General features: G+C 46.2%; 20 protein-coding genes. 17 read left to right on the top strand and 3 right to left on the bottom strand.

The window, feature by feature from the left end; genetic code table 11:
* Window positions 1-50: 50 nt before the first annotated feature.
* Window positions 51-608: an RNA polymerase sigma factor gene (locus tag BLV62_RS16095; RefSeq protein WP_089762993.1), complete on the bottom strand. Its 558-nt coding sequence runs from the start codon at window positions 606-608 to the stop codon at window positions 51-53.
* A gap of 356 nt (window positions 609-964) precedes the next feature.
* On the opposite strand from BLV62_RS16095, the gene BLV62_RS16090 reads away from it, so the two are divergent.
* The 7 genes from BLV62_RS16090 to lpxB all read left to right on the top strand — a co-directional run bounded on the left by BLV62_RS16090 (window position 965) and on the right by lpxB (window position 9,940).
* The gene (locus BLV62_RS16090; protein WP_089762992.1) at window positions 965-3,304 is read left to right on the top strand and encodes a glycoside hydrolase family 95 protein; all 2,340 of its coding nucleotides are present in this window, start codon (window positions 965-967) and stop codon (window positions 3,302-3,304) included.
* Between the two features lie 162 nt (window positions 3,305-3,466).
* Window positions 3,467-5,869 carry a 3-hydroxyacyl-CoA dehydrogenase/enoyl-CoA hydratase family protein gene (locus BLV62_RS16085; RefSeq protein ID WP_089762991.1) on the top strand — a complete coding sequence of 801 codons (2,403 nt, stop codon included), beginning with the start codon at window positions 3,467-3,469 and terminating at the stop codon, window positions 5,867-5,869.
* Between the two features lie 93 nt (window positions 5,870-5,962).
* Complete coding sequence (locus BLV62_RS16080; protein WP_089762990.1) at window positions 5,963-6,859, top strand: ABC transporter ATP-binding protein; 897 nt, start codon at window positions 5,963-5,965, stop codon at window positions 6,857-6,859.
* Window positions 6,856-7,629, top strand: coding sequence for an ABC transporter permease (locus tag BLV62_RS16075; RefSeq protein WP_089762989.1), 774 nt, complete (start codon window positions 6,856-6,858; stop codon window positions 7,627-7,629). The genes BLV62_RS16080 and BLV62_RS16075 overlap by 4 nt, the downstream gene beginning before the upstream one ends.
* 83 nt (window positions 7,630-7,712) lie before the next feature.
* Window positions 7,713-8,489: a 5'/3'-nucleotidase SurE gene (gene surE, locus BLV62_RS16070; RefSeq protein WP_089762988.1), complete on the top strand. Its 777-nt coding sequence runs from the start codon at window positions 7,713-7,715 to the stop codon at window positions 8,487-8,489.
* A 28-nt stretch (window positions 8,490-8,517) separates the two neighbouring features.
* Window positions 8,518-8,820 carry a hypothetical protein gene (locus tag BLV62_RS16065; RefSeq protein WP_139170201.1) on the top strand — a complete coding sequence of 101 codons (303 nt, stop codon included), beginning with the start codon at window positions 8,518-8,520 and terminating at the stop codon, window positions 8,818-8,820.
* Window positions 8,821-8,836: 16 nt separating this feature from the next.
* Window positions 8,837-9,940, top strand: a complete 1,104-nt coding sequence (gene lpxB, locus BLV62_RS16060; protein WP_089762986.1) for a lipid-A-disaccharide synthase — start codon at window positions 8,837-8,839, stop codon at window positions 9,938-9,940.
* Here the strand turns inward: lpxB and BLV62_RS28350 are convergent.
* The gene (locus BLV62_RS28350) at window positions 9,937-10,107 is read right to left on the bottom strand and encodes a DUF6728 family protein (RefSeq protein ID WP_168927874.1); all 171 of its coding nucleotides are present in this window, start codon (window positions 10,105-10,107) and stop codon (window positions 9,937-9,939) included. The two genes, lpxB and BLV62_RS28350, sit on opposite strands and share 4 nt — an antisense overlap.
* Window positions 10,108-10,689: 582 nt before the next feature.
* Between BLV62_RS28350 and BLV62_RS16055 the strand changes: the two genes are divergently transcribed.
* From BLV62_RS16055 to BLV62_RS16035, 5 genes are all read left to right on the top strand, one after another.
* Window positions 10,690-11,433, top strand: a complete 744-nt coding sequence (locus tag BLV62_RS16055) for a response regulator transcription factor (protein ID WP_089762985.1) — start codon at window positions 10,690-10,692, stop codon at window positions 11,431-11,433.
* Between the two features lie 156 nt (window positions 11,434-11,589).
* Window positions 11,590-13,833, top strand: coding sequence for a RelA/SpoT family protein (locus BLV62_RS16050; RefSeq protein ID WP_089762984.1), 2,244 nt, complete (start codon window positions 11,590-11,592; stop codon window positions 13,831-13,833).
* Between the two features lie 166 nt (window positions 13,834-13,999).
* Window positions 14,000-15,271 carry an adenylosuccinate synthase gene (locus BLV62_RS16045; RefSeq protein WP_089762983.1) on the top strand — a complete coding sequence of 424 codons (1,272 nt, stop codon included), beginning with the start codon at window positions 14,000-14,002 and terminating at the stop codon, window positions 15,269-15,271.
* A gap of 93 nt (window positions 15,272-15,364) precedes the next feature.
* A complete protein-coding gene (locus tag BLV62_RS28345) occupies window positions 15,365-15,805 on the top strand; it encodes a hypothetical protein (protein ID WP_168927873.1) in 441 nt (146 codons plus the stop codon).
* 111 nt (window positions 15,806-15,916) lie between these two features.
* Window positions 15,917-17,122 carry an anthranilate synthase component I family protein gene (locus BLV62_RS16035; protein WP_225889609.1) on the top strand — a complete coding sequence of 402 codons (1,206 nt, stop codon included), beginning with the start codon at window positions 15,917-15,919 and terminating at the stop codon, window positions 17,120-17,122.
* Here the strand turns inward: BLV62_RS16035 and BLV62_RS16030 are convergent.
* Window positions 17,108-18,022 carry a TIGR01777 family oxidoreductase gene (locus tag BLV62_RS16030; RefSeq protein ID WP_089762981.1) on the bottom strand — a complete coding sequence of 305 codons (915 nt, stop codon included), beginning with the start codon at window positions 18,020-18,022 and terminating at the stop codon, window positions 17,108-17,110. The two genes, BLV62_RS16035 and BLV62_RS16030, sit on opposite strands and share 15 nt — an antisense overlap.
* Before the next feature lie 176 nt (window positions 18,023-18,198).
* Between BLV62_RS16030 and BLV62_RS16025 the strand changes: the two genes are divergently transcribed.
* The 5 genes from BLV62_RS16025 (at window position 18,199) to BLV62_RS16005 (ending at window position 24,197) form a co-directional block, all read left to right on the top strand.
* Entirely contained in the window at window positions 18,199-19,728 is a 1,530-nt protein-coding gene (locus BLV62_RS16025; protein ID WP_139170199.1) for a hypothetical protein, read from the top strand.
* A 15-nt stretch (window positions 19,729-19,743) separates the two neighbouring features.
* Window positions 19,744-20,721: a hypothetical protein gene (locus BLV62_RS16020; RefSeq protein WP_139170197.1), complete on the top strand. Its 978-nt coding sequence runs from the start codon at window positions 19,744-19,746 to the stop codon at window positions 20,719-20,721.
* A gap of 178 nt (window positions 20,722-20,899) precedes the next feature.
* Window positions 20,900-21,592: a phosphoribosylformylglycinamidine synthase subunit PurQ gene (purQ, locus tag BLV62_RS16015; RefSeq protein ID WP_089762978.1), complete on the top strand. Its 693-nt coding sequence runs from the start codon at window positions 20,900-20,902 to the stop codon at window positions 21,590-21,592.
* 36 nt (window positions 21,593-21,628) lie between these two features.
* Window positions 21,629-22,084 carry a protein-disulfide reductase DsbD domain-containing protein gene (locus tag BLV62_RS16010; protein ID WP_089762977.1) on the top strand — a complete coding sequence of 152 codons (456 nt, stop codon included), beginning with the start codon at window positions 21,629-21,631 and terminating at the stop codon, window positions 22,082-22,084.
* A 106-nt stretch (window positions 22,085-22,190) separates the two neighbouring features.
* Window positions 22,191-24,197 carry a protein-disulfide reductase DsbD family protein gene (locus tag BLV62_RS16005; RefSeq protein WP_089762976.1) on the top strand — a complete coding sequence of 669 codons (2,007 nt, stop codon included), beginning with the start codon at window positions 22,191-22,193 and terminating at the stop codon, window positions 24,195-24,197.
* Window positions 24,198-24,225 lie beyond the last annotated feature (28 nt).

Raw genomic sequence — 24,225 nt, 5'->3', positions numbered from 1 at the left:
CCAGTTTAACTATCCGGAGGGGGCAATTAACAATTTGGTAATAGAAGAAATTATAACATGGTAAGAAGATAGCTGTTGCGCAGTTGGGCGCGCAACCGGGTAGTGGCGGTATTTAATTGATTCCTGACGGTTTGGGGAGATTTAGAGAACTGCGTGGATATTTCGTCGATCGATAGTGCTTCAAAGTAATGAAGGCGGAAAACCAGCTTCAGTTGCTCGGGGAGCTGGGCTACCAGGTGATGCAGTTTCGCCAGTTCTTCCCTGAAAATAACCGACTGTGAAGGACTATCACTATCCACTTCATTCAATAATGAACTATATACATCTGTATGCTTGCGCCGCACATGTTTTTTCCGGATCACATCTATGATACGGAATTTGAGCAGCGATACGAGGAAACTTTCCGGGTTGTCGGGTATGGGCAGCGTTTCACGGTTCATCCACAGCTTTGTAAAGAAATCCTGCAACAGGTCTTTACAGTCGTCATAATCCTGCAACACCTGGAAACTGTAGTTATACAGCTTGTCATAATGTTGTTCATAGATTTCACGATAAGCATGCGTATGGCCGTCTTTAAATAAGCTCCAGCATTCGCGATCATTCCTCATACCCTTTTTGTATTAATTTTTTTATTATGCGTACACGGGAAGTACATAAAAGAACGGAAGCACAAATCTAACATACAGTCTGGTTTCCCTTTTTTATTTTATTGTTATGAAAACGTGGAAATAGCTAAGCCCATAAAGTAACGTAACTTTTTCGCTTTTACCAATAGTCCCATCATTCTGCTCCGGAATCATATAATATTATCCTTGTATTGAGTCATGGAAAGTAAATAAAGTCAAAATACTGCTCGTTTAAGTCAATTTCCTATGCGACCCCGGTTGGTAGAGCAACTAACTTTGAAACCGTTTATCCGTGGTCTCTTCCCGATCCACAACAGGCATTCATCAAAAAAAGAAAAATGATCCGAAAACAATTTTCCCTCCCGTATTGGCTCCTGGCAGTATTTGCCGTCTTCTTCCGGCCGGCAACAAGCCAGGCGCAGGATAAGGCTCTGAAGCTCTGGTTCGACAAACCTGCAAAAGTATGGGAGGAAACACTTCCCCTTGGTAACGGCCGTTTAGGCATGACGCCTGATGGCGGTTGGAACAGGGAGAAGATTGTATTGAACGATATTACCCTCTGGTCGGGCGCTCCGCAGGATGCGAACAACTACGAGGCCTACAAATTGTTACCGCAGATCCGGCAATTGATCAGGGAAGGAAAGAACGATGAAGCCCAGGCGCTGATGGATAAGTCGTTTGTTTGTACCGGCAAAGGCTCCGCAGATGTTCCGTTCGGCTGCTTCCAGATGCTGGGAGAGCTGCACCTGGATTATTCGTACCCCGCGCCTGGTACGCCAACCAACTATAAGCGGACTTTATCGCTCAACCACGCGATTGCAGCAACCAACTACCAGCTAAATGGAGTGAATTACAGCAGGGAGTATTTCACAGATTTCAATGGCGATGTAGCGGTTGTGCGCCTGGCAGCAGATAAACCAGGTATGCTCAATGTAAAAGTAGCGATCAGCCGGCCGGAGAATGCAGCCACAAATATCGTGGGCAAAGAATTGCAGATGTCGGGCCAGTTGAAAAGCGGTAACGAAAATCCAGGGATGAAATACCTGTCGCGCGTACAGGCAAAACTGAAAGGCGGAAGCTTATCGACCAACGGAGATACGCTGGTTATCAAAGATGCATCAGAAGCTGTCATTTATGTTTCCACCGCTACAGATTTCAGGAACCCCGGGTATAAAGAACAAACACAGCGCCTGATGACTGCTGCCCTGAAACAGGATTATGCGCAACAGAAAAACAAACACATAGCCGCCTATAAGCGTTTATTCGATCGCGTTAGTGTGGATATCGTTGGTCCTGCCATTGATGTGCCTACAGATCAACGCCTGCTCAACTTCCACAATGCGCCGGCCAGCGACAACGGGTTGCCGGTACTGTTCTACCAGTTTGGCCGTTATCTCAGCATCAGCAGCACCCGGCTTGGCTTATTGCCGCCCAACCTGCAAGGGTTGTGGGCCAACCAGATCCAGACGCCATGGAACGGCGATTACCACCTCGATGTGAATGTGCAAATGAACCACTGGCCGGTAGAAGTAAGCAATCTTTCTGAACTGAACCTGCCGCTGGCAGAACTGGTGAAAGGACTGGTAAAACCCGGCGAAAGAACTGCCAAAGCATATTACAATGCAGAGGGCTGGGTAGCCCATGTGATCACCAACGTATGGGGCTTTACAGAGCCGGGAGAAAGCGCCTCCTGGGGCGTTACCAAATCAGGTTCTGGATGGTTGTGCAATAACCTCTGGGAACATTATGCGTTCACGAACGACAAAAAATACCTGGCGGATATCTATCCTGTGCTGAAAGGCTCCGCAGCCTTTTATAACAGCATCCTGGTAAAAGATGATAAAACCGGCTGGCTGGTAACATCTCCTTCTTCATCTCCCGAAAACTCATTCTATTTACCCAACGGCAAACATGCCAGCATCTGCAGCGGGCCAACCATCGACAACCAGATCATTCGCGAATTATTCATGAATGTGATCACGGCAGCTAAAACACTGGGTAAAGACGCCGGCTTCGTGGCAACGCTGGAAGAAAGGTTGAAGCAATTACCCCCGGCCGGCGTAGTAGGGAAAGACGGAAGACTGATGGAATGGCTGGAAGAGTATAAAGAAACAGAACCGACACACCGGCATATTTCTCACTTGTATGGTTTGTATCCTGCCTCCCTTATTACGCCTGAAGCAACGCCGGACCTGGCCGAAGCCTGCAGGAAAACGCTGGAAGTCAGAGGCGATGATGGCCCCAGCTGGTCTATCGCCTACAAACAACTTTTCTGGGCAAGGTTACATGACGGCAACCGCGCCTTCAAACTGTTTTCCGGCCTGATCAAACCAACTTACAATACGGAAATAAACTACGGACCAGGCGGCGGCATTTATCCAAACATGTTCTCTGCCGGCCCACCTTTCCAGATCGACGGGAACTTTGGCGGGGCCGCAGCTATAGCAGAAATGCTGTTGCAAAGCCATGCAGGCTTTATTGACCTGTTGCCCGCCCTCCCGGATGCCTGGAAGGCCGGCGGTGAGATCAAAGGCCTGAAAGCAAGAGGCAACTATACAGTGGATCTGGCATGGAAAGATGGAATAGTGACCAGTTATAGGATCAAAGGCCCCGACAGGAAGAAGGTGAAAGTGAAAGTCAACGGAACAATAAAGGATATAACCCCGGAACTGAAATAAATTTCTACAGGATGGAGCGGTTACTTATGTAATAAAAAATGTATATAAATAGCCGCTCCCTTCCTGCCCACTTTGCTCCTTTGGAAGAAACTTTAACCCTTTCTTTACTCTTTGCGTAGAAAAAAGTCCTAAATTCAAGGATAGGCAAAAATTCAAAAAGCTATGCAAAGACACATCAACAAAGTAGCCGTTTTAGGTTCGGGCGTAATGGGATCAAGAATAGCCTGTCATTTTGCAGGTATTGGTGTTCAGGTTTTATTGCTAGACATAGCACCTAAAGAGCTGAACGAGGCAGAAAAGAAGAAGAACCTGACTTTAGACAGCCCTGTCGTGAAGAACCGGATAGTGAACGATGCGTTGCAGGCAGCAATTAAATCAAATCCATCTCCAGTATATACCAAAGATGTTGTTAACCGTATAAAAACAGGCAACTTCACCGACGACATGAAACGTATCGCGGAAGTTGACTGGATCATAGAGGTAGTAGTAGAAAACCTCGATATAAAGAAATCAGTGTTTGAGCAGGTGGAAAAGTTCAGGAAGCCGGGAACACTGATCACTTCCAACACCTCGGGTATTCCTATTCACCTGATGGCGGAAGGCAGAAGCGAAGATTTTCAAAAACATTTCTGCGGCACCCACTTCTTCAACCCGCCCCGTTACCTCCGGTTATTAGAGATCATTCCTACTCCGCATACTGATAAAAGCGTTATTGATTTCCTGATGCACTACGGCGACCTGTACCTGGGTAAAACAACCGTATTATGTAAAGATACCCCCGCGTTTATCGCTAACCGCGTAGGAGTGTTTTCTATCATGGCCATCTTCCATATTATGCAGGAAATGGGATTAGGGATAGATGAGATCGACTCGTTGACAGGACCTGTCATTGGCCGTCCTAAATCCGCTACCTTCAGAACGGCGGATGTAGTAGGTATAGATACGCTTGTAAGAGTGGCAAAAGGCGTGATGGAAAACTGTCCGCAGGATGAAGCCATCAGTATATTTAAGATACCTCCGTTCCTGCAGAAAGTAGTAGAGAATAACTGGTTGGGAGATAAGACCGGCCAGGGATTTTATAAGAAAACAACGGGAGAAGGAGGCAGTAAAGAGATCCTGACACTTAACCTGCAGACGATGGAATACGGGCCAAAACAAAAAGCCCGTTTTGCAAGTATAGACGCCGCAAAACCGGTCGAAGACCTGAAAAAGCGGATCAAAATGCTGGCTGCAGCTACAGATAAAGCAGGCGAATTTTACCGCAGTTTTCATGCGTACCTGTTTTCGTACGTCTCTCACCGTATCCCTGAGATAGCAGACGATCTCTATAAAGTGGACGATGCTATGAAAGCCGGCTTCGGATGGGAGATCGGGCCCTTCGAAACCTGGGATCTGCTGGGAGTGGAAGCCGCTGTAAAACAGGTAGAAGAAAAAGGACTGACGGTTGCGCAATGGGTGAAAGATATGCTGGCAAAAGGCATCACTTCTTTCTATAAGATCGATAATGGTAAAAAACTATACTACGATATTGCTACCCAAACCTACAAACCGTTACCAGGTGAAGGTGAATTCATCATCCTTGAAAACTTTTCCAATAATGTTGTCTGGAAGAACAATGCCTGCAGCCTGATCGATATTGGCGACGGCGTAGTATGCTTCGACTGGAAAACAAAGATGAATACCATCGGAGGCGAGGTGTTGGAAGGATTGAACAAGGCAGTGGAAAGAGCGGAAAAGGATTTCAGGGGATTGGTAGTAGCAAATGAAGGCGCTAACTTCTCTGCGGGCGCTAATGTGGGTATGATCTTCATGCTGGCGGCCGAGCAGGAGTTTGACGAACTGGATATGGCAGTAAGGATGTTCCAGCGTACCACTATGCGTTTGCGCTATTCTTCCATACCGGTTGTTGTAGCGCCTCACGCGCTGACATTGGGAGGAGGTTGCGAAATGGCCCTGCATGCAGATAAAGTACAGGCTTCTGCCGAATCTTATATAGGGCTGGTAGAGCTGGGAGTAGGGCTGATCCCCGGCGGCGGCGGTACCAAGGAAATGACGCTGCGCGCCAGCCTTGAGTTCAAACCTGGCAGGATCGAGGAAGAGCCATTGAAAGACTACTTCATGACCGTTGCTATGGCCAAAGTATCCACCAGCGGTTTTGAAGCTTACGACCTGGGTATCTTGCGTAAAGGACATGATGAAATAACTATGAACCCGGGCAGGCTGATCGCAGATGCGAAAAGAAGCGTGATCGCGATAGCAGACGAAGGATATACCCGGCCGGTAGAAAGAACAGATATAAAGGTAATGGGTCGCAGCGCCCTGGGAGCCTTGTTGGCCGGCGTATATGCCATGAGGTTTGGTAACTATATTTCCGATCATGATCAGAAAGTAGCGAACAAACTGGCCTACGTAATGTGCGGAGGCGATTTGACAGAACCATCTTTTGTAAGCGAACAATACCTGCTGGACCTGGAGCGTGAAGCATTCCTCAGTTTATGTGGAGAACGTAAAACACTGGAGCGTTTGCAAAGCGTGATTAAAACAGGAAAACCTGTCAGGAACTAAATATTAATAGTATCATTACAGGGGAAATGTAGGATGGTAGAAGATCATTGCTGCATTTCCCTTTTTCATGCATAAGAAAAAACAGATAACCCAATGCCCGTTTTAACTCTCCAACATATTTCCAAAAGATACGGTAGCGTTCAGGCATTGTCGGATGTTTCCTTTACAGTTCCTGAAGGCAGCGTGTTTGGTGTACTGGGGCCGAATGGCAGTGGTAAAACCACGTTGCTGGGAATAGTAATGGATGTACTGAAAGCCGATTCGGGCAACTTCCGGTTGTTCGACAAAAGCCCGACAGCCAAAGAAAGGCAGCAGATAGGCACCCTGCTGGAAACGCCGAATTTTTATCATTACCTCAGCGGGTATAAGAACCTGGAAATTTCAGCTTCCATTAAGAAGCGGGGAAAAGATGATATTAACCGGGTGCTGGAAGTTACAGGACTTTCGCACAGGAAAGACTATGCTTTCAAAACCTATTCGCTGGGTATGAAGCAGCGCCTGGCCCTCGCGGGAGTGCTGCTGGGCGACCCCGACGTGCTGATCCTCGACGAGCCTACTAACGGGCTTGACCCGGCAGGCATCGCGGAAGTAAGGGCGCTGATCAGGCAATTATCCGCCAGCGGAAAAACTATCATCCTGGCCAGTCACCTGCTCGATGAAGTAGAAAAAGTATGTACCCATGTCGCTATCCTGCAAACAGGTAAACTGCTGGTATCCGGCGCAGTGAACGAAGTGATCGTAAGAAGCGATTTCGTGGAAGCGGGGGCGGAAAACCTCGACCTGTTAAGCAGGTTGCTGAACGAATTTCCCGGTGCTACGCTGGTGGAAATAAAAGACGGTATGGTAAGAGCGCAGTTCGACACAGCTCCTGATCCTGCCGCCATCAACAGGTATTGTGCAGAGCGGGGCTGCTGGCTTACCTTCCTGCAGGTCCGTAAAAAGAGCCTTGAATCAGCTTTCCTGGAAATCACAAACAACGCTACTTCATGAAATCAATTATCTATACAGAGTGGCTGAAAGTAAAGACCTACCGCACTTTCTGGCTAATGGCCCTGCTGATGCTGGTAGTGATCCCGGCCGGGAACATGATCCTGGTAAATGTCATATCTAATAACCTGAAGCAGGTATCAACGATGTTAGGCAATCCATTCAACTTCCCGGATCTCTGGCAGACAATGGCGTCGTTCGATAGTTATGTTTCCCCGTTACCGGGTTTCCTGTTAATCATCCTTATTACAAATGAATACACCTATCGCACCAACCGGCAGAATATTATAGACGGATGGGAGAGGAAGGAGTTTGTTATATCGAAGCTCTTTTGGTTGTTCCTGCTGGCATTGGCGAACCTGCTGGTGGCAACCATAAGCGCCCTGGTGGTGGGACTAACCAGTGGGGATAAGCCGCTGAACTTTGCAGGATATGAATACATGATCTACTACGGGTTGCAGGTATTGGTAACCCTCACGATCGCAATGGTGATAGCTGTTTTCGCGAAACGGGCGGGATTGTCTATCATCATTTTTGCAGCCTACCTGATGATGGGCGACCAGTTATTATCGTTCCTGGGTAAAAAATACCTGGGTAAAGTAGGAGGGTTGCTGCCTATCCAGAGCGGCGACGAATTGCTGCCGTTCCCTTTGGTTGGTAAGTTGACCACGGTAGAAAAATATGAAAGCATTGTATATATCATTGCAATACTGGTATATATTTTTCTGGGTATCTGGTTGGTGTTCAGGAAGGTGCTGAAGTCAGACCTATAAAATCTTTAATATATTTTACATTCTTTTAAAGCGAAATCTCTGAACTAGCCCTTAAATTTGTGTAGAATCATAATATCAGAGCGATGGCAAAAAAGGAACCGGTAATATTGGTAACGAATGATGATGGGATAACAGCTCCGGGGATCCGGGCGTTGATAGAGGCCGTGAAACCGTTGGGAAAGGTGGTTGTGGTGGCCCCTGATAGTCCGCAGTCCGGTAAAGGACACGCAATTACGATTGGCATACCTTTGCGGTTGAACGAGGTGGATATTTTCGGGGGTATTGAGGCCTGGCAATGTTCAGGCACCCCGGTAGATTGCGTAAAACTGGCAAGGGACAAGATCCTGCACGGCAAACCTGATATTTGTGTGAGTGGGATCAACCATGGCGCCAATCACTCGATCAATGTGATCTATTCAGGTACGATGTCGGCCGCTATGGAAGCGGCGATAGAAGGGATCCCATCAGTTGGGTTCTCGTACCTGGAATATAGTTATGATGCGGATTTCTCTTTACCAAAGGAAATTGCGCATGAGGTGACCAGGAAAATGCTGGCATCTCAGCTGCCTGAGGGATCATTGCTGAATGTCAATATTCCAGTGGTCAGCAAAAAAGAGTATAAAGGATTAAGATTATGCCGGCAGGCCGATGCCAAATGGGTAGAAGAGTTTGACGAACGTCGGGATCCGCATGGGAAGAAGTATTACTGGCTCACCGGTGAATTTAAAAACCGCGATTCGGGAGAAGATACCGATGTTTGGGCGCTGGAAAACAACTATGCATCTGTTGTACCTGTGCAATTTGATTTAACGAACTATACATTGAAAAAGAGATTGGAGCAGGAGTGGAGTAACCTATAATTCAACCGTTTCGCCTTATCGTAGCAACATGTTAAAAAAAGACAATCTTCAATTGGGAATTGTGCTGGGGTTATTAACACCTTTAGTGATGTTTTTGGGATATTATTATTTCGTTATTAAGCCGCATAATAATGTGTCGTTTGTGCAGTTTTTGGGTATCCTCAAAGATAACCGCCAGATGATCCCCAAATTGGTAAGTATATGCCTGTTGTTAAATGGGGTGGTTTTCTATCTCTATACCCGGGAAAGGTTGGATGTTACTGCCAAAGGCATCTTCCTGGTAACTATGTTGTATGCGATCTGCATTCTGCTACTGAAATTGATCAATTAATTTAAGCGTAAAGATTTTGAAATATTATATTATCGCGGGAGAAGCATCGGGCGATTTGCACGGAAGCAATCTGGTAAAACAGATCAGGCAGGTAGATACCGGTGCGCAGATACGTGGATGGGGCGGTGATCTTATGTCGCAGGCCGGGGCCGGGATCGTAAAGCATTATAAAGACCTTGCTTTCATGGGCTTCGTGGAAGTTGTAATGAACCTGCGTACTATTCTGAAGAATATAGAATTCTGTAAGAAAGATATCAGTGAATACAAGCCGGATGTACTGGTGCTGGTCGATTACCCGGGTTTTAACATGCGGATAGCCGAATGGGGAAAACAGCAGGGATACAAGATCGTTTATTACATTTCTCCGCAGGTTTGGGCCTGGAAAGAGAACAGGGTGAAGAAGATCAAGCAATCGGTAGATAAGCTGCTTTGTATCCTGCCATTCGAGCAGGAGTTTTATCATAAATGGGAATACGAGGTAGCCTATGTAGGCCATCCGTTGGTAGAGGTGATTAAGGAAGTGAAAGAACAACCTGTTACCGCTCCCTTGTCAGATAAACCTATTATTGCCATCCTGCCAGGCAGCCGTAAGCAGGAAGTAAGCGTAAAGCTGCCTATTATGCTGACGATGGCCAAACATTTTCCTGATCACCAGTTTATTGTAGCGCAGGCTCCCGGCCTGGATGATCATTTCCTGGAAGGGTTGACAGGACAGCATCCTAACGTAAGCATGGTAAAAGGGCAGACCTATAATCTCCTGCGCCAGGCTACCGCGGCGCTGGTAACGTCTGGTACGGCTACATTAGAAACCGCGTTATTCGGAGTGCCGGAAGTGGTATGTTATAAAGGAAATCCTATTTCTTATTTCTTCGCAAAGCGGCTGATCAAGGTCAAATATATTTCCCTGGTAAACCTCGTGATGGATAAGCCCGTAGTAACGGAGCTGATCCAGCACGATCTGACCGAAGCAAACCTGCTGAAAGAGCTTACGTTGTTGCTGAAAGACGAGGGAGTGAGATCGAGGGTGAAGAAGGATTATGCAGACCTCTGGCATAAACTGGGCGAAAGGAATGCTTCCCGCAGGGCGGCAGAGATCATTTATGAATTTGCCATCAGTTAGTGGCGCCTTACCAGCCTGACAATCATTATAATTACAGCAATCACAAACAGGATAACAGAGATCCTGTTCATGCCGTGCATCATTTTCACATAGGAAGTTTGCGGGGCGTTAGGATCTTTTTTGCCTATGTAGAAGTAGCGTAGTATTTGTTTCCAGATGCTTTTCATGAGATAAAGATCGGTAAAAAGAGGAAGTTCTTAAAACCATTTCTTTCACAGGATGAGACGGCATTTTTTAAGGCCCCGCTTATGATCACTCCTTATTTTTCGACTACGTATATCCGTAACCGGTAGTCGCTTGCTTATGGGGCTGGTTCATCTTCTTTCATTTCGGATAGAAAATGGCCGCCTTTCTTTCTCTCAACATTGGCCAAACGGTGGATTGGCTTAATGTTAAAATGATTGCAGGAGTATTGAAATTTAAATAACTGGCGCCGATTGGGATTTACGGCAAAAAAATCAGAAGTCCTTAATTTATTATATAACTCCCGGGTCGTTTAGTCTTTGAAATAGAGTTATTAACACTATGTGGATAACTGTTCCTGTTCATTGTCTTCTTTCCTTGTATAATGCTTGATGATATTGAATTTTAGAGCTATTGGTGTTTATGTTCCTTTATGTGGAAAATCATGTTAATAATACTGGTATAATGTGAATTTATGTTAGTAACGAAAAAAAGTTGAATTTCATTTACCCCGGGCTGCTTTTTTTCAGGTTTATATATGATGGAAACTAACAAATGGCCCTAATATGAATAGGAATCCCAAAGTACTATTAGTGGAAGACGACAAGCTTCTTGGAGACACCATTAAAGCTTTCCTGGAGAAATCCGGATTTACTGTGGAACATACGTTGGACGGCAGCGAAGCATGGCAACTGTATAACAGGAATCGCTATGACATTTGCCTGGTCGACATTGTTATTCCCAAAATGAACGGGTATGAACTGGTTAGGGAGATCCGGACCAAGAATATGGTGACTCCTATCTTCTTTCTTTCATCCGAGAAAGTACAGGATGAAGACAGGATCACCGGGTTTCATGCCGGAGGAGACGGGTACCTTATAAAACCTTTCAGCTTTGAGGAACTGCTGAAAAGAATGCAGGTGATCCTGAAATGGACCCGCCCCAACAAAACCGAGCTCCTGATCGGTCATCAGGTAGGCGAATACACGTTCCATTACAGGAAACTGAAAATTTACGAAACCAAAACCAAGATCGTAAGCGGCAAACTGTCGCCCATCGAAGCAAGGATGCTCCGCCATTTCATGAGCCGGCCAAATGTGATCATACAAAAAGAAGAAGTGCTGCTCCGTGTATGGAACAAAGACGATTTCTTCGCCAGCCGGAGCATGGATGTCTTTATCGGCCGGATCAGGAAGCAATTGCGGCAAATTCTGCCAAGCGTAGAACTGGAAACCGTTTATAACGTTGGTCTGCGCCTGAATGTGCCACCGGAGCTGATGCCGATAAAGCTGACTATTCCTTTGACTTGATTTACAATACCTTATATTTTCGAACCACTACTTTTTAGCTGCCTGAACCGTAGCGCATCACCGCCTGTTCCCGCTCTGAACGCAAAACAGGCGGTTTTGCGCTTCCCTGCCTTCTTCCCTGTTATTCAGATTAGATAAAATCGTAACTTTATACCGATGGAAACAGTGGTTGTTCAAAAATATAACTTAGACGAAGAGCAGGAAAAGAAAGAAATCGTTCGGCACTATCGCGCTTTACTACGAGCATTAAAGCCCCGTTTGAAAAAAGGCGACAGAGAGTTGGTACGTACTGCATTCGAAATGGCAGCAGATGCTCACAAGGAAATGAGACGCAAATCAGGCGAACCATATATCCTGCATCCGCTGGCAGTTGCCCAGATATGCGTGGAAGAAATCGGCCTCGGCGTTCGCTCCGCCATCTGTGCACTCTTACATGATACCGTAGAAGATACCGAAGTAACCTTAGAGGACGTTACCCGCGAGTTCGGTTCTGAAATCGCCCATATCGTAGATGGTCTTACCAAAATATCTACCGTAATCGATTCCAGCACCAGCACCGCCCAGGCAGAAAACTTTAAGAAAATACTCCTTACACTGGCAGACGATCCCAGAGTGATCCTTATCAAACTGGCCGACAGGATGCACAATATGCGCACCCTCGACAGCATGAGCAGGGAAAAACAACTCAAGATCGCCTCCGAAACCGTATTCATCTACGCGCCATTGGCTCACCGGCTCGGATTATACAATATCAAATCCGAAATGGAAGACCTGGCAATGAAATACACCGAGGAACAGCAATACCGTGAAATCGCACGCCGCCTCAAAGAAACGAAGCGCGAACGTACCCGGTATATCAACGAATTTATCAAGCCGATCAAAGAAGTTCTGCAGGAAGAAGGATTCACTTTCGAGATCTACGGACGCCCGAAATCTATCCATTCTATCCATAACAAGATCAAAACCAAGAACGTAGCCTTCGAAGAAGTATACGACCTCTTTGCGATCCGGATCATCCTGGATTCACCGCTGGAAAAGGAAAAAGCCGACTGCTGGAAGGTATATTCCATCATTACCGACTTTTACCATCCAAGCCCGGAAAGAACACGCGACTGGCTCAGTAACCCGAAATCAAACGGTTACGAAGCCCTGCACGTAACAGTAATGGGTCCCCAGGGTAAATGGGTGGAAGTACAGATCCGTTCCAAAAGGATGAACGATTATGCCGAAAAAGGAGTAGCCGCCCACTGGCGATACAAAGAAGGCAGCGCTTCTCCACAGCAGGAGTCGAAATTCGACCAATGGTTCACCCAGATCAGGGAAATCCTCAGTAACCCGGATTCCAATACCCTCGACTTCCTGGCCGACTTTAAAAGCAATCTCTTTACTGAAGAGATCTATGTTTATACGCCAAAAGGCGACCTTAAAATACTGCCTGTCAACTCTACCGCCCTGGATTTCGCTTATGCCATCCACAGTGCGGTTGGTAACAAATGTATTGGCGCCAAGGTGAACTATAAACTGGTGCCACTTAGCCATAAGCTCAGGAGCGGCGACCAGGTGGAGATCATTACCTCTAACAAACAGAAACCATCTGAAGACTGGCTGAATTTCGTACTTACAGCCAAAGCCAAGTCGAAGATCAAAGACGCGCTGAAGGAAGAGAAACGCAAAATAGCGATGGACGGAAAAGCGGCCCTGGAACGTAAACTGGGCCATATGAACATCTCGGCCAGCACACATAACATCAATGAGCTGACCCAGTTCTATAAACAGTCGTCGCCCCTGGATCTCTACTACCAGATCGCTATCAAGAACATCGACCTGAAGGAACTGAAACAGTTCACCGTACTGGGAGATAAGCTGGAGCCGCCAAAACCGGTAAAACAGCCGGAACATGTGCCGGAAGAACAGGTAAGGCACCAGATACCCTCTAAAAAAGACGCGGAACTGATCATCTTCGGCGAGAGCTCAGACAAGATCGCTTATAAACTGGCTAACTGCTGCAGGCCTATCCCGGGCGATGACGTATTCGGTTTTATTACAGCCAGCGAAGGACTGAAGATCCATCGTACCAACTGCCCGAATGCCGCCCAGTTGCTGGCGAACTATGGCCACCGCGTTGTAAAGACAAAATGGGTGAAAAACCGCGAGATCTCCTTCCTTACAGGGATGCGGATCATCGGTATGGACGATGTGGGGGTTATCCACAAGATCACCAATATCATCTCCGGTGAGCTGAAGATCAATATTTCCGCGCTCAGCATAGAATCCAAGGAAGGCCTGTTCGAAGGCCTGATCAAGGTATACGTGCACGACAAGGAAGAGCTGGACGAGCTGGTAGAAAGGCTTAAAAAGCTGGATGGTATTCAAACCGTACAACGCCTGGAAGAAAGCTAAGACTATCAGGATATATGAATAATGTGGCGCTGCAGGACAATTACCTTGTTGCGCCACAGTTATTTAAAACCGCTTCCTTTAGGGCGAAAATTTGTATTTGTAATTATTCGCCTTAATTTTGCGACTCTTTTTAATGCAACAACCTCCGATAATTAATTAAATCATTATGGTAGACGTTTTGTTAGGCCTGCAATGGGGCGACGAAGGCAAAGGTAAAATTGTGGACTATTTTGCCGGAAAATACGACATTATAGCCCGTTTCCAAGGTGGCCCGAATGCCGGTCATACACTCTACGTAAACGGCCAAAAAGTAGTATTACGTACAATTCCTTCAGGAGTGTTCCACGATAAAACCATTAACCTCATTGGTAATGGCGTGGTATTAGACCCTGTGGCTTTCAAAAAAGAAAGTGAAGATATCGCCGCTCTCGGTGTAGATCTGACCAAAAAGCTGTTTATCGCAGAAAAAACGCATATCATCGTTCCTACCCATCGGGCGCTGGACAAAGCGTCTGAAATCGCAAAAGGCAATGATAAGATCGGTTCTACCTTAAAAGGTATCGGCCCTGCATATATGGATAAAACCGGCAGGAACGGTTTAAGGGTTGGAGATGTGCTGGCGCCGGATTTTAAAGAGCGCTATGAGAAACTGAAGAAAAAACACTTAGATTTACTGTGCCAGTACGATATCAGCGAATTTGAAGCGGATATCGCTGCCTGGGAAGCTGAATTCTTTGATGCAATTCCTTTCCTGCGCACCATGAATATCGTAAATGGCGAATACTGGATCAACAATAAACTGAAAAACGGCAGCAAGATCCTGGCGGAAGGCGCACAGGGAAGCATGCTGGATGTCGACTTTGGAACCTATCCATTCGTAACTTCTTCCAACACTATCTCCGCCGGCGTTTGCACCGGCTTGGGTATTGCTCCTAAATGGATCAAGGAAGTGATTGGCGTTACCAAAGCTTATTGTACACGTGTTGGTAGCGGTCCATTCCCTACCGAATTGCACGATGAAACAGGCGAAAAATTAAGAGCAGCCGGCCACGAATTCGGCGCTGTAACCGGCCGTCCACGCCGTTGCGGATGGATTGACCTGGTTGCACTGAACTATACCTGCATGTTGAGCGGCGTTACCCAACTGGTAATGACAAAAAGCGATGTACTGGACGAATTCGACCAGGTACTGGCTTGTACCGCATACGAAGTTGAAGGACAACAAACGAAAGAAATGCCATTCCAACTGAACGGACTGGACGTAAAACCTGTTTGGGAAACGTTTAACGGATGGTCAGAGAAAACAGCTACTTGCAAGCATTTCAATGAGTTACCAGTTGAAATGAAATCATTTGTTACTGCTGTGGAAACATACCTGGGCATTCCCGTGAAATACGTTTCCAACGGACCTGGACGCGATCAGATCCTGGATAAGTAGGAACAAAAAAGTAAGGAAAAAAAACGGCAAAAAAAATTTGGCGAATAAAAAAAACTATTAAAACTTTACGGCAAAGAAATAAGGTAACCTATTATGAAATCAAAATCTGATAAAGAGAAAGAGACCAAAAAAACTACTTCTCCCAAGCCCGCAAAAGACGCTCCAAAAGCCGCGGCCAAGCGTAAGAAAGAGGAGGATGATGACGATGATGATGAAGATAGTGAAGATCTGAAACCTTCTAAATCTTCAAAAAAATCAGATAAATCTGCATCAAAGTCTAAAAGTCGTGATGATGACGACGATGACGATTTCGATGACGAGGATGATGATATAGAAGACGCATGGGAAAAAGGAGAAGATGAGGATGACTATGATCCTGATTTTGAGGAATTTGATATGCCAAAATCTAAAGGGAAACGTGGTCGCCCAAGCAGCAAGAAAAGCGATGACGACGATGACCTGGGCCTGGACGATGAATTCAAAGATATGGATCTGTTCAATGATCGCTTTGATGACGACGATGACGATTTTTAAGCATTAAACTCGATTATTATCAGGATTTTTCACACTTTCCCGGTTGATGATCGGAGGATATTTAAACAGCAAATGTTGAATTGGGCTAACCAGTTCAACATTTGTTGTTTTTTGGACAATAACAACTATTCCTCTCAATGGCGCCAATACGAAGCGGTATTGGCCGTCAACGCCCTGCAAGCTATCAGCCTTCCCGCCGGAAATGCCCTCCAGGCATTGCATGACTTCCACCAAAACAATAACGATTGGCTTTTCGGACACCTGGCCTATGACCTGAAGAACGAAACCGCCTCTCTTGAATCCCGGCATTTCGATGGCGTGGGTTTTCCCGATCTTTTCTTTTTTAAGCCCGAATTTGTCCTGTTGCTGACTGAAACAGGGGTAGCCATAGGAGGAGTTGATTTGAGCCGGAATAACGCCCTGGAAATCTTTAATGCCTGCATGTCGGCGCCGGCATCTGATCCCGTCATCAGCCGCCAACCTTTGCCCGCCGTCCGGCACCGCCTCTCCAAACAGGAATACCTGGATGCCGTTGCCGCGCTGCAACATCACATACAACAAGGCGATTGCTACGAAGTTAATTTCTGCAGGGAGAATTTTATCCCCGGCGCAGTCGTATATCCGCCTGCGTTATTTCAGCGGCTGAACAGCTATTCTCCCGCTCCCTTCGCCGCCTATTACAGGCTGAACGACAAATACATGGCCTGCTCCAGCCCGGAACGTTACCTGCAGAAAAAAGGAGAACATGTCATCTCCCAGCCCATCAAAGGCACCAGCCGCAAAGATCCTGATCCGGTTGTTGATCAGCAATTGCAACAACAGCTATACAACGATCCCAAAGAAAGGGCGGAAAATGTAATGGTAGTGGACCTCGTACGCAACGACCTGGCACATACCGCCAGGCAGGGCTCTGTAGAAGTCAGCGAATTATTCGGGATCTATGGCTTCGCCCATGTGCATCACATGATCTCGACCATTTCTGCAAAAGTGCCGGCAAACGTGCCTTTTACTGAGATCATACGTACCACTTTCCCCATGGGGTCTATGACCGGGGCCCCAAAGCTGCGCGTAATGCAACTGATCGAACGATACGAGAAAACAAGGAGAGGGCTTTACTCCGGGGCGCTTGGTTACATTACCCCAGAAGGAGATTTTGATTTCAATGTGGTGATCCGGAGCATTCTTTATAACGCCACAGCGCAGTACCTGTCCTATTCTACAGGTTCTGCGATCACTTTCTACAGCGATCCGGAAAAGGAATATGAAGAATGCCTGTTAAAAGCCGCCGCGCTGCACAAGGTATTATCGGCTGAATAACTGCTGTATAGCCGCTTCAATGGTGGGATACGAAAACTGGAAACCAGACTGCATCAGCTTATTTGGAGATGCTTTTACGCTTTTCAGAACTTCTACGCTCATTTCTCCCAGTGCCGTTTTCAGCACAAATGCCGGTACGTGAGTGGTCATGAAACTACGGCCCTTCGCCACTTTTGCCATCGTGAGGATCAGTTCCTTGTTGGTAACAGGATTAGGGCTCACGGCATTGAAAGTCCCTTCCATCTTATCGTCTACAATGGCGCTGAAGTAAATACGCACCAGGTCATGTATGTGAATCCATGGCACAAACTGTTCTCCCGAACCCAGTATGGTCGCGAAACCAAATCTCAAAGGCTTATAAAATTCCTTCAACGCGCCGCCTTCCGTACTTAACACAATGCCTGTACGCAGTATCACCAGCTTTTTATCTAGTGAGGCAACTTTGGAAATATGCTGTTCCCATAACACCGTTGTATTGCCCAGGTAATCTGTGGCCGGCGGGTCTTTTTCTGTGAATGCATGATCAGTATATTCGCCATAGTAGCCCGTAGCCGAGGCGCTGATCACCTTTTTTACTTTATTGGGGATGGTCTTTAACGCGGTATAAATCAGTTCGCTGCTTTGGGTACGGCTCTCTACGATCTCGCGCTTTCTTGCCTCTGTCCATCGCTTTTCCCCAACATTTGCGCCAGCCAGGTGCACGATATAATCGGCCTGCTGAACAGCAGATTCGTCTATCGCCTGGGTCCTGAGGTCCCAATGCGCATATGTTACAGCTTTGTTCCTTCCGGCTTCCGGCTTGCGGGTCAATACGATCACCCTGTAACCACGTTCAAGCAGCAATGCTGTTAACGCTCTCCCTACAAGCCCCGTTCCGCCGGTTATAATGACAGTTTCCATCCTGATATCCTGCGATTAAAAAATTTTAATAAAAGTACACAATAAAACAGTCGTTTTGGAATTTAAGTAAAAGCAACAGGCAACTGATCCAAATTGACAAATTTTGATGTAAGTTTGAAAAAGGTCCATATTCTATGTGCCAACATTCTTCATAGCTCTGAAATTCATATTTATACATGCATATGCTATACCGTTTATCGCTGTCACTGTTCTTTTTGATGCTAATGGCAGGAACTGCGGCCACAGCGCAGAAAATAACTTATTCTGAGCCCGATAAAGACGATTATAAAAGCACCGAATTCGAAATTATTGGCAAGGTAGCAGGTAATATTTTGGTTTATAAGTCAGATAAAGGCGACTATGTTGTATCTGTATACGATAATAGCATGACAATGACCGACCGCGTAAAGCTCGACTTCCTTCCACGCAAGGTCATCTCTATGGATTTTGTAGCCTATCCCAACAAGGTGCTTATGTTCTACCAGTTCCAGCGTAAAGACGCCGTATTCAGCTTCTGCGCCACCATGACGCCGGATGCCAAGTTCTACGACGCCCCTGTTATGATAGACTCCACCCGCATCGGCATGTACACAAAAGAAAATAAAGTCTATTCCCTGGAAGTTTCAGAAGATAAGAACCGAATCATGGTTTACAAGATCAACCAGGATAAGGAAGATAATAACGTGTTTTATACTTTCCTCTACGACAGCTCAATGAACCTGGTGAACAACAGCCGCCTTTCACTGCCTATGCAGTCCAGGAAACAGTTCCTGAGCAATTTTAACCTGTCAAATGCCGGCGACCTGATCTTCAACAAACTGGAACGCACTTCAAACAAGGATTATGTTATAAGCGGCAATATGGTTGTAAAACGTCCGTTGGTCGACAGTTTTGAAATATCGCCAATGACCTTTAAATCCCAGCTGATCGACGAGGTGAAGATGAAACTGGATAACGCCCGGAATACTGCGTTGGTAACCGCTTTCTATTATAAACAGAAGAGAGGCAACGTGGATGGGTTATATCTCTATAAATACGATTACAGTACCCATACGCCTGTATACGAGAAATCGATTCCCTTTTCCGATGAGCTGAAAGGGAACGCCAAAGGAGAATCAAGCACCAGCGCGGCATTTAACGACTATTTTATCCGCAAGATCATAAATACCGCAAACGGGGGTTTCCTGCTCACGGCCGAATCTTTCTCCACTTCTTCCCGGTACCAGCCATGGAACCGCTGGAATTATATGTATGGAAGCCCATACGGCGGATTCTATTCTCCCTACTACTATTCCCCATATTCTTCCATGTACTACAACCCTTACTACTGGAATAATTCCCAGGGTTTGCGGTACCATTACGACAATGTAGCCGTATTGTCTTTCGATGATGAAGGCAATATGCAGTGGAGCAATTTTGTGCGCAAGAGCCAGTACGACGATAATGCCGATCTATACCTTTCTTATATGATGGTGAATGTAGGCAGCGAATTGCGTTTCCTGTTCAATGAGCTGGACAGGAGAAATTATATGCTTACCGATGTAAGCCTGGCCCCTGGCGGAAAAGTTAACCGCATGCCTACACTGCGAAACCTCGACAAAGGATTTACCTGGATGCCAAGATATGGAAAGCAAATCAGCAGCCGCACGGTAGTAGTGCCTTGTATTTACAGGAATTATATTTGCTTTGCTAAAATTGACTTTTAATCACACCTTTGCACTGTGATACGCTTTTTTCGTTCAGGCAATCCGTTAACGGTATTGCTGCTGTTATTATACACGCTGCTGGTTAAGTTTTTTTATCTCCTGCATCCATCTACCTTCCTGGCAGATGGATCGGAAGGTCTGTTATATCACCTGTTGGTACAATGGCTGCAATCAGTGGTAGGGCCAAGCCCTCTTTTCTTCACCTTCCTGGCAGTGTCGCTACTGTTGTTGCAATCGCTGTTCTTCACCCGGATCGTGAATCACCATCGCCTGTTTTCAAAGCCTACCTACCTGCCGGCTATGTGTTACCTGCTCTTTACTTCCATGTTGGGAAGCTGGAACATATTTTCTCCGGCCTTGCTGGTAAACCTGATCATGTTATGGGTATTTTCCAGTATAACTGAACTCTATACACGAACTTCAGCCAGGGATGTGGTATTTAATATCGGATTTGCCCTGGGCATCTGCGGGTTGATCTATTTCCCTGCCGTGATCTTCTGCCTGTTGCTGCTGATCTCTATGCTGATCATGAGGGCGTTCAGGCTGGCCGAATGGATCATTGCCATACTGGGACTGATCTGTCCTCTCTATCTTATGGGCACTTACCTGTTCCTTACCAACCAGACAGCGTTGTTGATAAAGATCCCGAACATAGGCTTTTCCCTGCCCCTGATAACCGATTATAAGGTGTGGGGGGCGATGATCGCCTGCATATTCTTTTTCGTGGTAGGATGGCTGTTGTTGCAAAGACCTTTGAAGAAGATGCTGATCCAGGGCAGAAAGATATGGGCGGCATTGATCATTTACGTACTGGTAGCCATATTGGTCCCGTTCTTCAATATTCATTTTTCACCTGCTTACTGGGTATTGGCAGTATTGCCGCTGAGTATGTTTGCAGGAAACGTGTTCTGGTCGATCACCAGCGATACATTTGCCAACATAATTCATTTTATTGCACTTGCATATGTAATTATTATGCAATATTTCAGCTGATACTCCTTTTTTAACCTGCTGATTACCAGTAAATTGTTAAAACAGGACAAACGGCACTGGAAAATTGCGAACGGCTAAGTAATTTTGTCCTTTCCCCGTAGCTTTGTCGGGCTTGTCAAATATGCGGGAAAAGATCAATTTAAAGCATTATTTACACACATAAACAAAACATTTTCAGATGAAATTTGGCGTTGTCACCTTTCCCGGTTCTAATTGTGATCATGATATGATTGATTCCCTGCGCAATGATCTGGGGCAGGAAGTAATAGAACTCTGGCATAAGGACAAAGACCTGAGCGCATTTAGCACAACCGACTGTATTGTATTGCCGGGAGGATTTTCATATGGCGATTACCTGCGTTGCGGCGCTATTGCCAGGTTTAGCCCAATGATGCAAAGCGTTATAGAATTTGCCAATAAAGGCGGCAGGGTGATAGGTGTATGTAATGGATTCCAGGTGCTGTGCGAAGCCGGTCTGTTACCGGGCGTATTATTACAGAACCGCCACCAGCAATTTATCTGCAAAAATGTTTACCTGAAAAGCGAAAACACTTCTGCTTCCCTGACAAAGGATGTAGTAGGCCGTCCGTTGATGATCCCGGTTGCGCATGGCGAAGGCCGTTATTATGCCGACGATGCCACCCTGGAAGAACTTTTCAATAACAACCAGATCCTCTTCCGCTATTGCGATGAGTTTGGCAATATTATTGAACCTGCTAACCCTAACGGCGCCATCCATAACATCGCAGGTATCTGCAACAAACAAAGAAACGTGTTTGGTATGATGCCTCACCCTGAACGTGCTACCAGCACAGCCCTGGGAAATACGGATGGACAGCTGATACTGCAAAGTCTTATTAATAACAATTAATAGATTAAATCAACCAACCAATTAAAAAAGAAAAGTATGAAAAGATTATTAACCGCGCTGGCTTTGTTCGCTCTGCCTATCCTGGCAAGTGCGCAGATAGAGAATCCGGTAAAATGGAGCTTTACTGCTAAGAAAGTGAATGCCACCACCTACGAAGTGCATGCCACTGCTACCATCGATAAAGGATGGCATCTGTACGCCCAGGAGGCTGGAGAAGGACCTGTTCCTACCTCGTTTAAATTCACTAAAAATCCCCTGGTCGTAACGCAGGGTAAAGTGGAAGAAGTAGGTAAACTGCATAAGAACTTCGACAAAAACTTCAATTCTGAACTGAAATACTACGAATCAACAGTTGATTTCGTACAAAAAGTGACTGTAAAAGGGAAAGCAGCTACGAAGGTGAAAGGTTCCGTTGAATTCATGGTTTGCGACGATCACCAATGCTTACCTCCAAAAGAAGTAGAGTTTGCGGTGAGCGTAGGAGGAAAGTAATTTTGAATCCGCAGCAAAATAACGATAATGGTAGAAACGAGTTCCTCCCGACAGGAACTCGTTTCTCTTTTACTCTTCATGATATTATTTAAAGCCTATTGACTTTATGAAGCATTTGCTTTCTTTTATAATAGCCGTCTTTGCCTGCTTTACCGTATCTGCACAGGCAACAGACAACAGCCCAAAGCCTGTGAAATGGCAGTTCTCCGCTGAAAAGAAAACTGATAAAGAATACATTTTACATCTTAAGGGAGCCGTAGATAAAGACTGGGTGCTTTTTTCCACTACCATGAGCGACGACGATCCCAACACCCGCGTAGTGTTAGACAGCGCCTCAGCCGCTGTGGCTCATATTACCGGCATTAAGGAAACCGGGAACCTGGAGCAAAGAAAAGAAGCGCTTTTCGATAACCTTGAGATCAGGTTTTTCCGGAACACGGTAGACCTGGAAGTTACAGTAGAGCTGACAGCTCCGCTGACCGGCGCTTTAAAGGGAAGCGTGAACTACATGGCCCTGAAAGGCGATGAAGTGGTTGGGCCGGAAGAAGAAGCCTTCAAATTCCAGCCGGATAATTCAGGTAACCTGGCCAGCGTAGCAGCCGGATTGCAGGAATCTTCCGACCAGGCTCAGTCTCTTAAAAGATCGTCTATCGATCTTAAACACCCGGTAAATGATTGCGGTACCAGCAGCGGTACGCAGGACGATAAAAAACAAAGCCTCTGGGGTCTGTTCATCCTCGGTATGCTGGGCGGTTTTATCGCTTTATTCACTCCGTGCGTATTCCCAATGATCCCGTTAACGGTATCATTCTTTACGAAGCAATCCAAAGACCGTAAGAAAGGAGTAGCAAACGCTATTCTTTACGGCTTCTTTATCTTCCTTATCTACGTATTATTAAGTTTGCCTTTCCATTTCCTGGATTCGATCAACCCGGAAATCCTTAATAATATTTCTACCAACGTATGGCTGAACCTTATCTTCTTTGCCATCTTCATTGTATTCGCTTTATCCTTCTTCGGGTTGTTTGAAATAACCCTCCCTGCAGGATTGGCCAACAGCGTGGATTCGAAGAGCAGTGTAAGCGGCCTGGTAGGTATCTTCTTTATGGCCCTCACGCTGGCGTTAGTGTCCTTCTCCTGTACTGGTCCTATTCTCGGATCCCTGCTGGCAGGATCGCTGTCGACCAATGGCGGCGCCATACAGTTAACAGTTGGTATGGCCGGTTTCGGTTTCGCGCTGGCATTACCATTCGCTATTTTTGCCCTTTTCCCAGGATGGCTGAATTCCCTGCCTAAATCAGGCGGCTGGCTCACTTCAGTGAAAGTAGTATTAGGCTTCCTGGAACTGGCGATGGCAATGAAATTCTTGTCAAACGCCGACCTGGTTATGCACTGGGGTATCCTGAAGAGAGAAGTTTTCTTTGCTGTATGGATCATCATCGGTATCTGCATCACGCTGTATCTCTTTGGTATACTGCGTTTCCCGCACGATTCCCCTATCAAGAAACTGAGTAAGGGAAGGATCGGGCTGGCGCTGTTTTTCCTGGCATTCACCCTTTACCTGGTGCCGGGCGTTACCAACACCAAATATGCTAACAGGGCGCTGATCAGCGGTTTTCCTCCGCCTTTGCACTACAGCATCTACGGAACGGATGCCGCTAAAGGTGTGGAAGCAAACGTGGTGAACGACTACGAGAAAGCGCTGAAAATGGCTAAGGAACAAAACAAACCGATCCTGATCGACTTTACAGGATGGGCCTGCGTTAACTGTCGTAAGATGGAAGAAAATGTTTGGCCTACTGAAGAAGTTAAAACTTTGATCGAGAAAGAATATATCCTGGTGTCTTTGTATGTAGATGACCGGAAACTGCTGCCTGAAAATGAGCAATTCCTGTTCACTACCGGCAATGGTTTCAAGAAAGAGATCAAAACTATCGGCGATAAATACGCTACCATGCAAACAGAGAATTTCAGTAACAACTCCCAGCCTTATTACGTATTAATAAGCCCTGACGAAAAATTACTGACCCATCCTGTTGGCTACACACCAAACGCCCACGAATACGCCGAATGGCTTAAATGCGGCCTGGAAGCCTTCAAAAAACTCAAGTAGGGTTCACGCAGAGAGGCATAAGAAGCAA

This window comes from Chitinophaga terrae (ex Kim and Jung 2007) (genome assembly GCF_900107795.1).
Classification (GTDB): domain Bacteria; phylum Bacteroidota; class Bacteroidia; order Chitinophagales; family Chitinophagaceae; genus Chitinophaga; species Chitinophaga terrae.
The sequence above is the reverse complement of the archived record's forward strand: the minus strand, read 5'-3'. Positions and strand labels throughout refer to the sequence as shown.

Coding starts and splice junctions, on each gene's coding strand:
- BLV62_RS16095 (WP_089762993.1), bottom strand. CDS start 608: ATGAGGAATGATCGCGAATGCTGGAGCTTATTTAAAGACGGCCATACG.
- BLV62_RS16090 (WP_089762992.1), top strand. CDS start 965: ATGATCCGAAAACAATTTTCCCTCCCGTATTGGCTCCTGGCAGTATTT.
- BLV62_RS16085 (WP_089762991.1), top strand. CDS start 3,467: ATGCAAAGACACATCAACAAAGTAGCCGTTTTAGGTTCGGGCGTAATG.
- BLV62_RS16080 (WP_089762990.1), top strand. CDS start 5,963: ATGCCCGTTTTAACTCTCCAACATATTTCCAAAAGATACGGTAGCGTT.
- BLV62_RS16075 (WP_089762989.1), top strand. CDS start 6,856: ATGAAATCAATTATCTATACAGAGTGGCTGAAAGTAAAGACCTACCGC.
- surE (WP_089762988.1), top strand. CDS start 7,713: ATGGCAAAAAAGGAACCGGTAATATTGGTAACGAATGATGATGGGATA.
- BLV62_RS16065 (WP_139170201.1), top strand. CDS start 8,518: ATGTTAAAAAAAGACAATCTTCAATTGGGAATTGTGCTGGGGTTATTA.
- BLV62_RS28350 (WP_168927874.1), bottom strand. CDS start 10,107: ATGAAAAGCATCTGGAAACAAATACTACGCTACTTCTACATAGGCAAA.
- BLV62_RS16055 (WP_089762985.1), top strand. CDS start 10,690: ATGAATAGGAATCCCAAAGTACTATTAGTGGAAGACGACAAGCTTCTT.
- BLV62_RS16050 (WP_089762984.1), top strand. CDS start 11,590: ATGGAAACAGTGGTTGTTCAAAAATATAACTTAGACGAAGAGCAGGAA.
- BLV62_RS16045 (WP_089762983.1), top strand. CDS start 14,000: ATGGTAGACGTTTTGTTAGGCCTGCAATGGGGCGACGAAGGCAAAGGT.
- BLV62_RS28345 (WP_168927873.1), top strand. CDS start 15,365: ATGAAATCAAAATCTGATAAAGAGAAAGAGACCAAAAAAACTACTTCT.
- BLV62_RS16030 (WP_089762981.1), bottom strand. CDS start 18,022: ATGGAAACTGTCATTATAACCGGCGGAACGGGGCTTGTAGGGAGAGCG.
- BLV62_RS16025 (WP_139170199.1), top strand. CDS start 18,199: ATGCATATGCTATACCGTTTATCGCTGTCACTGTTCTTTTTGATGCTA.
- purQ (WP_089762978.1), top strand. CDS start 20,900: ATGAAATTTGGCGTTGTCACCTTTCCCGGTTCTAATTGTGATCATGAT.
- BLV62_RS16010 (WP_089762977.1), top strand. CDS start 21,629: ATGAAAAGATTATTAACCGCGCTGGCTTTGTTCGCTCTGCCTATCCTG.
- BLV62_RS16005 (WP_089762976.1), top strand. CDS start 22,191: ATGAAGCATTTGCTTTCTTTTATAATAGCCGTCTTTGCCTGCTTTACC.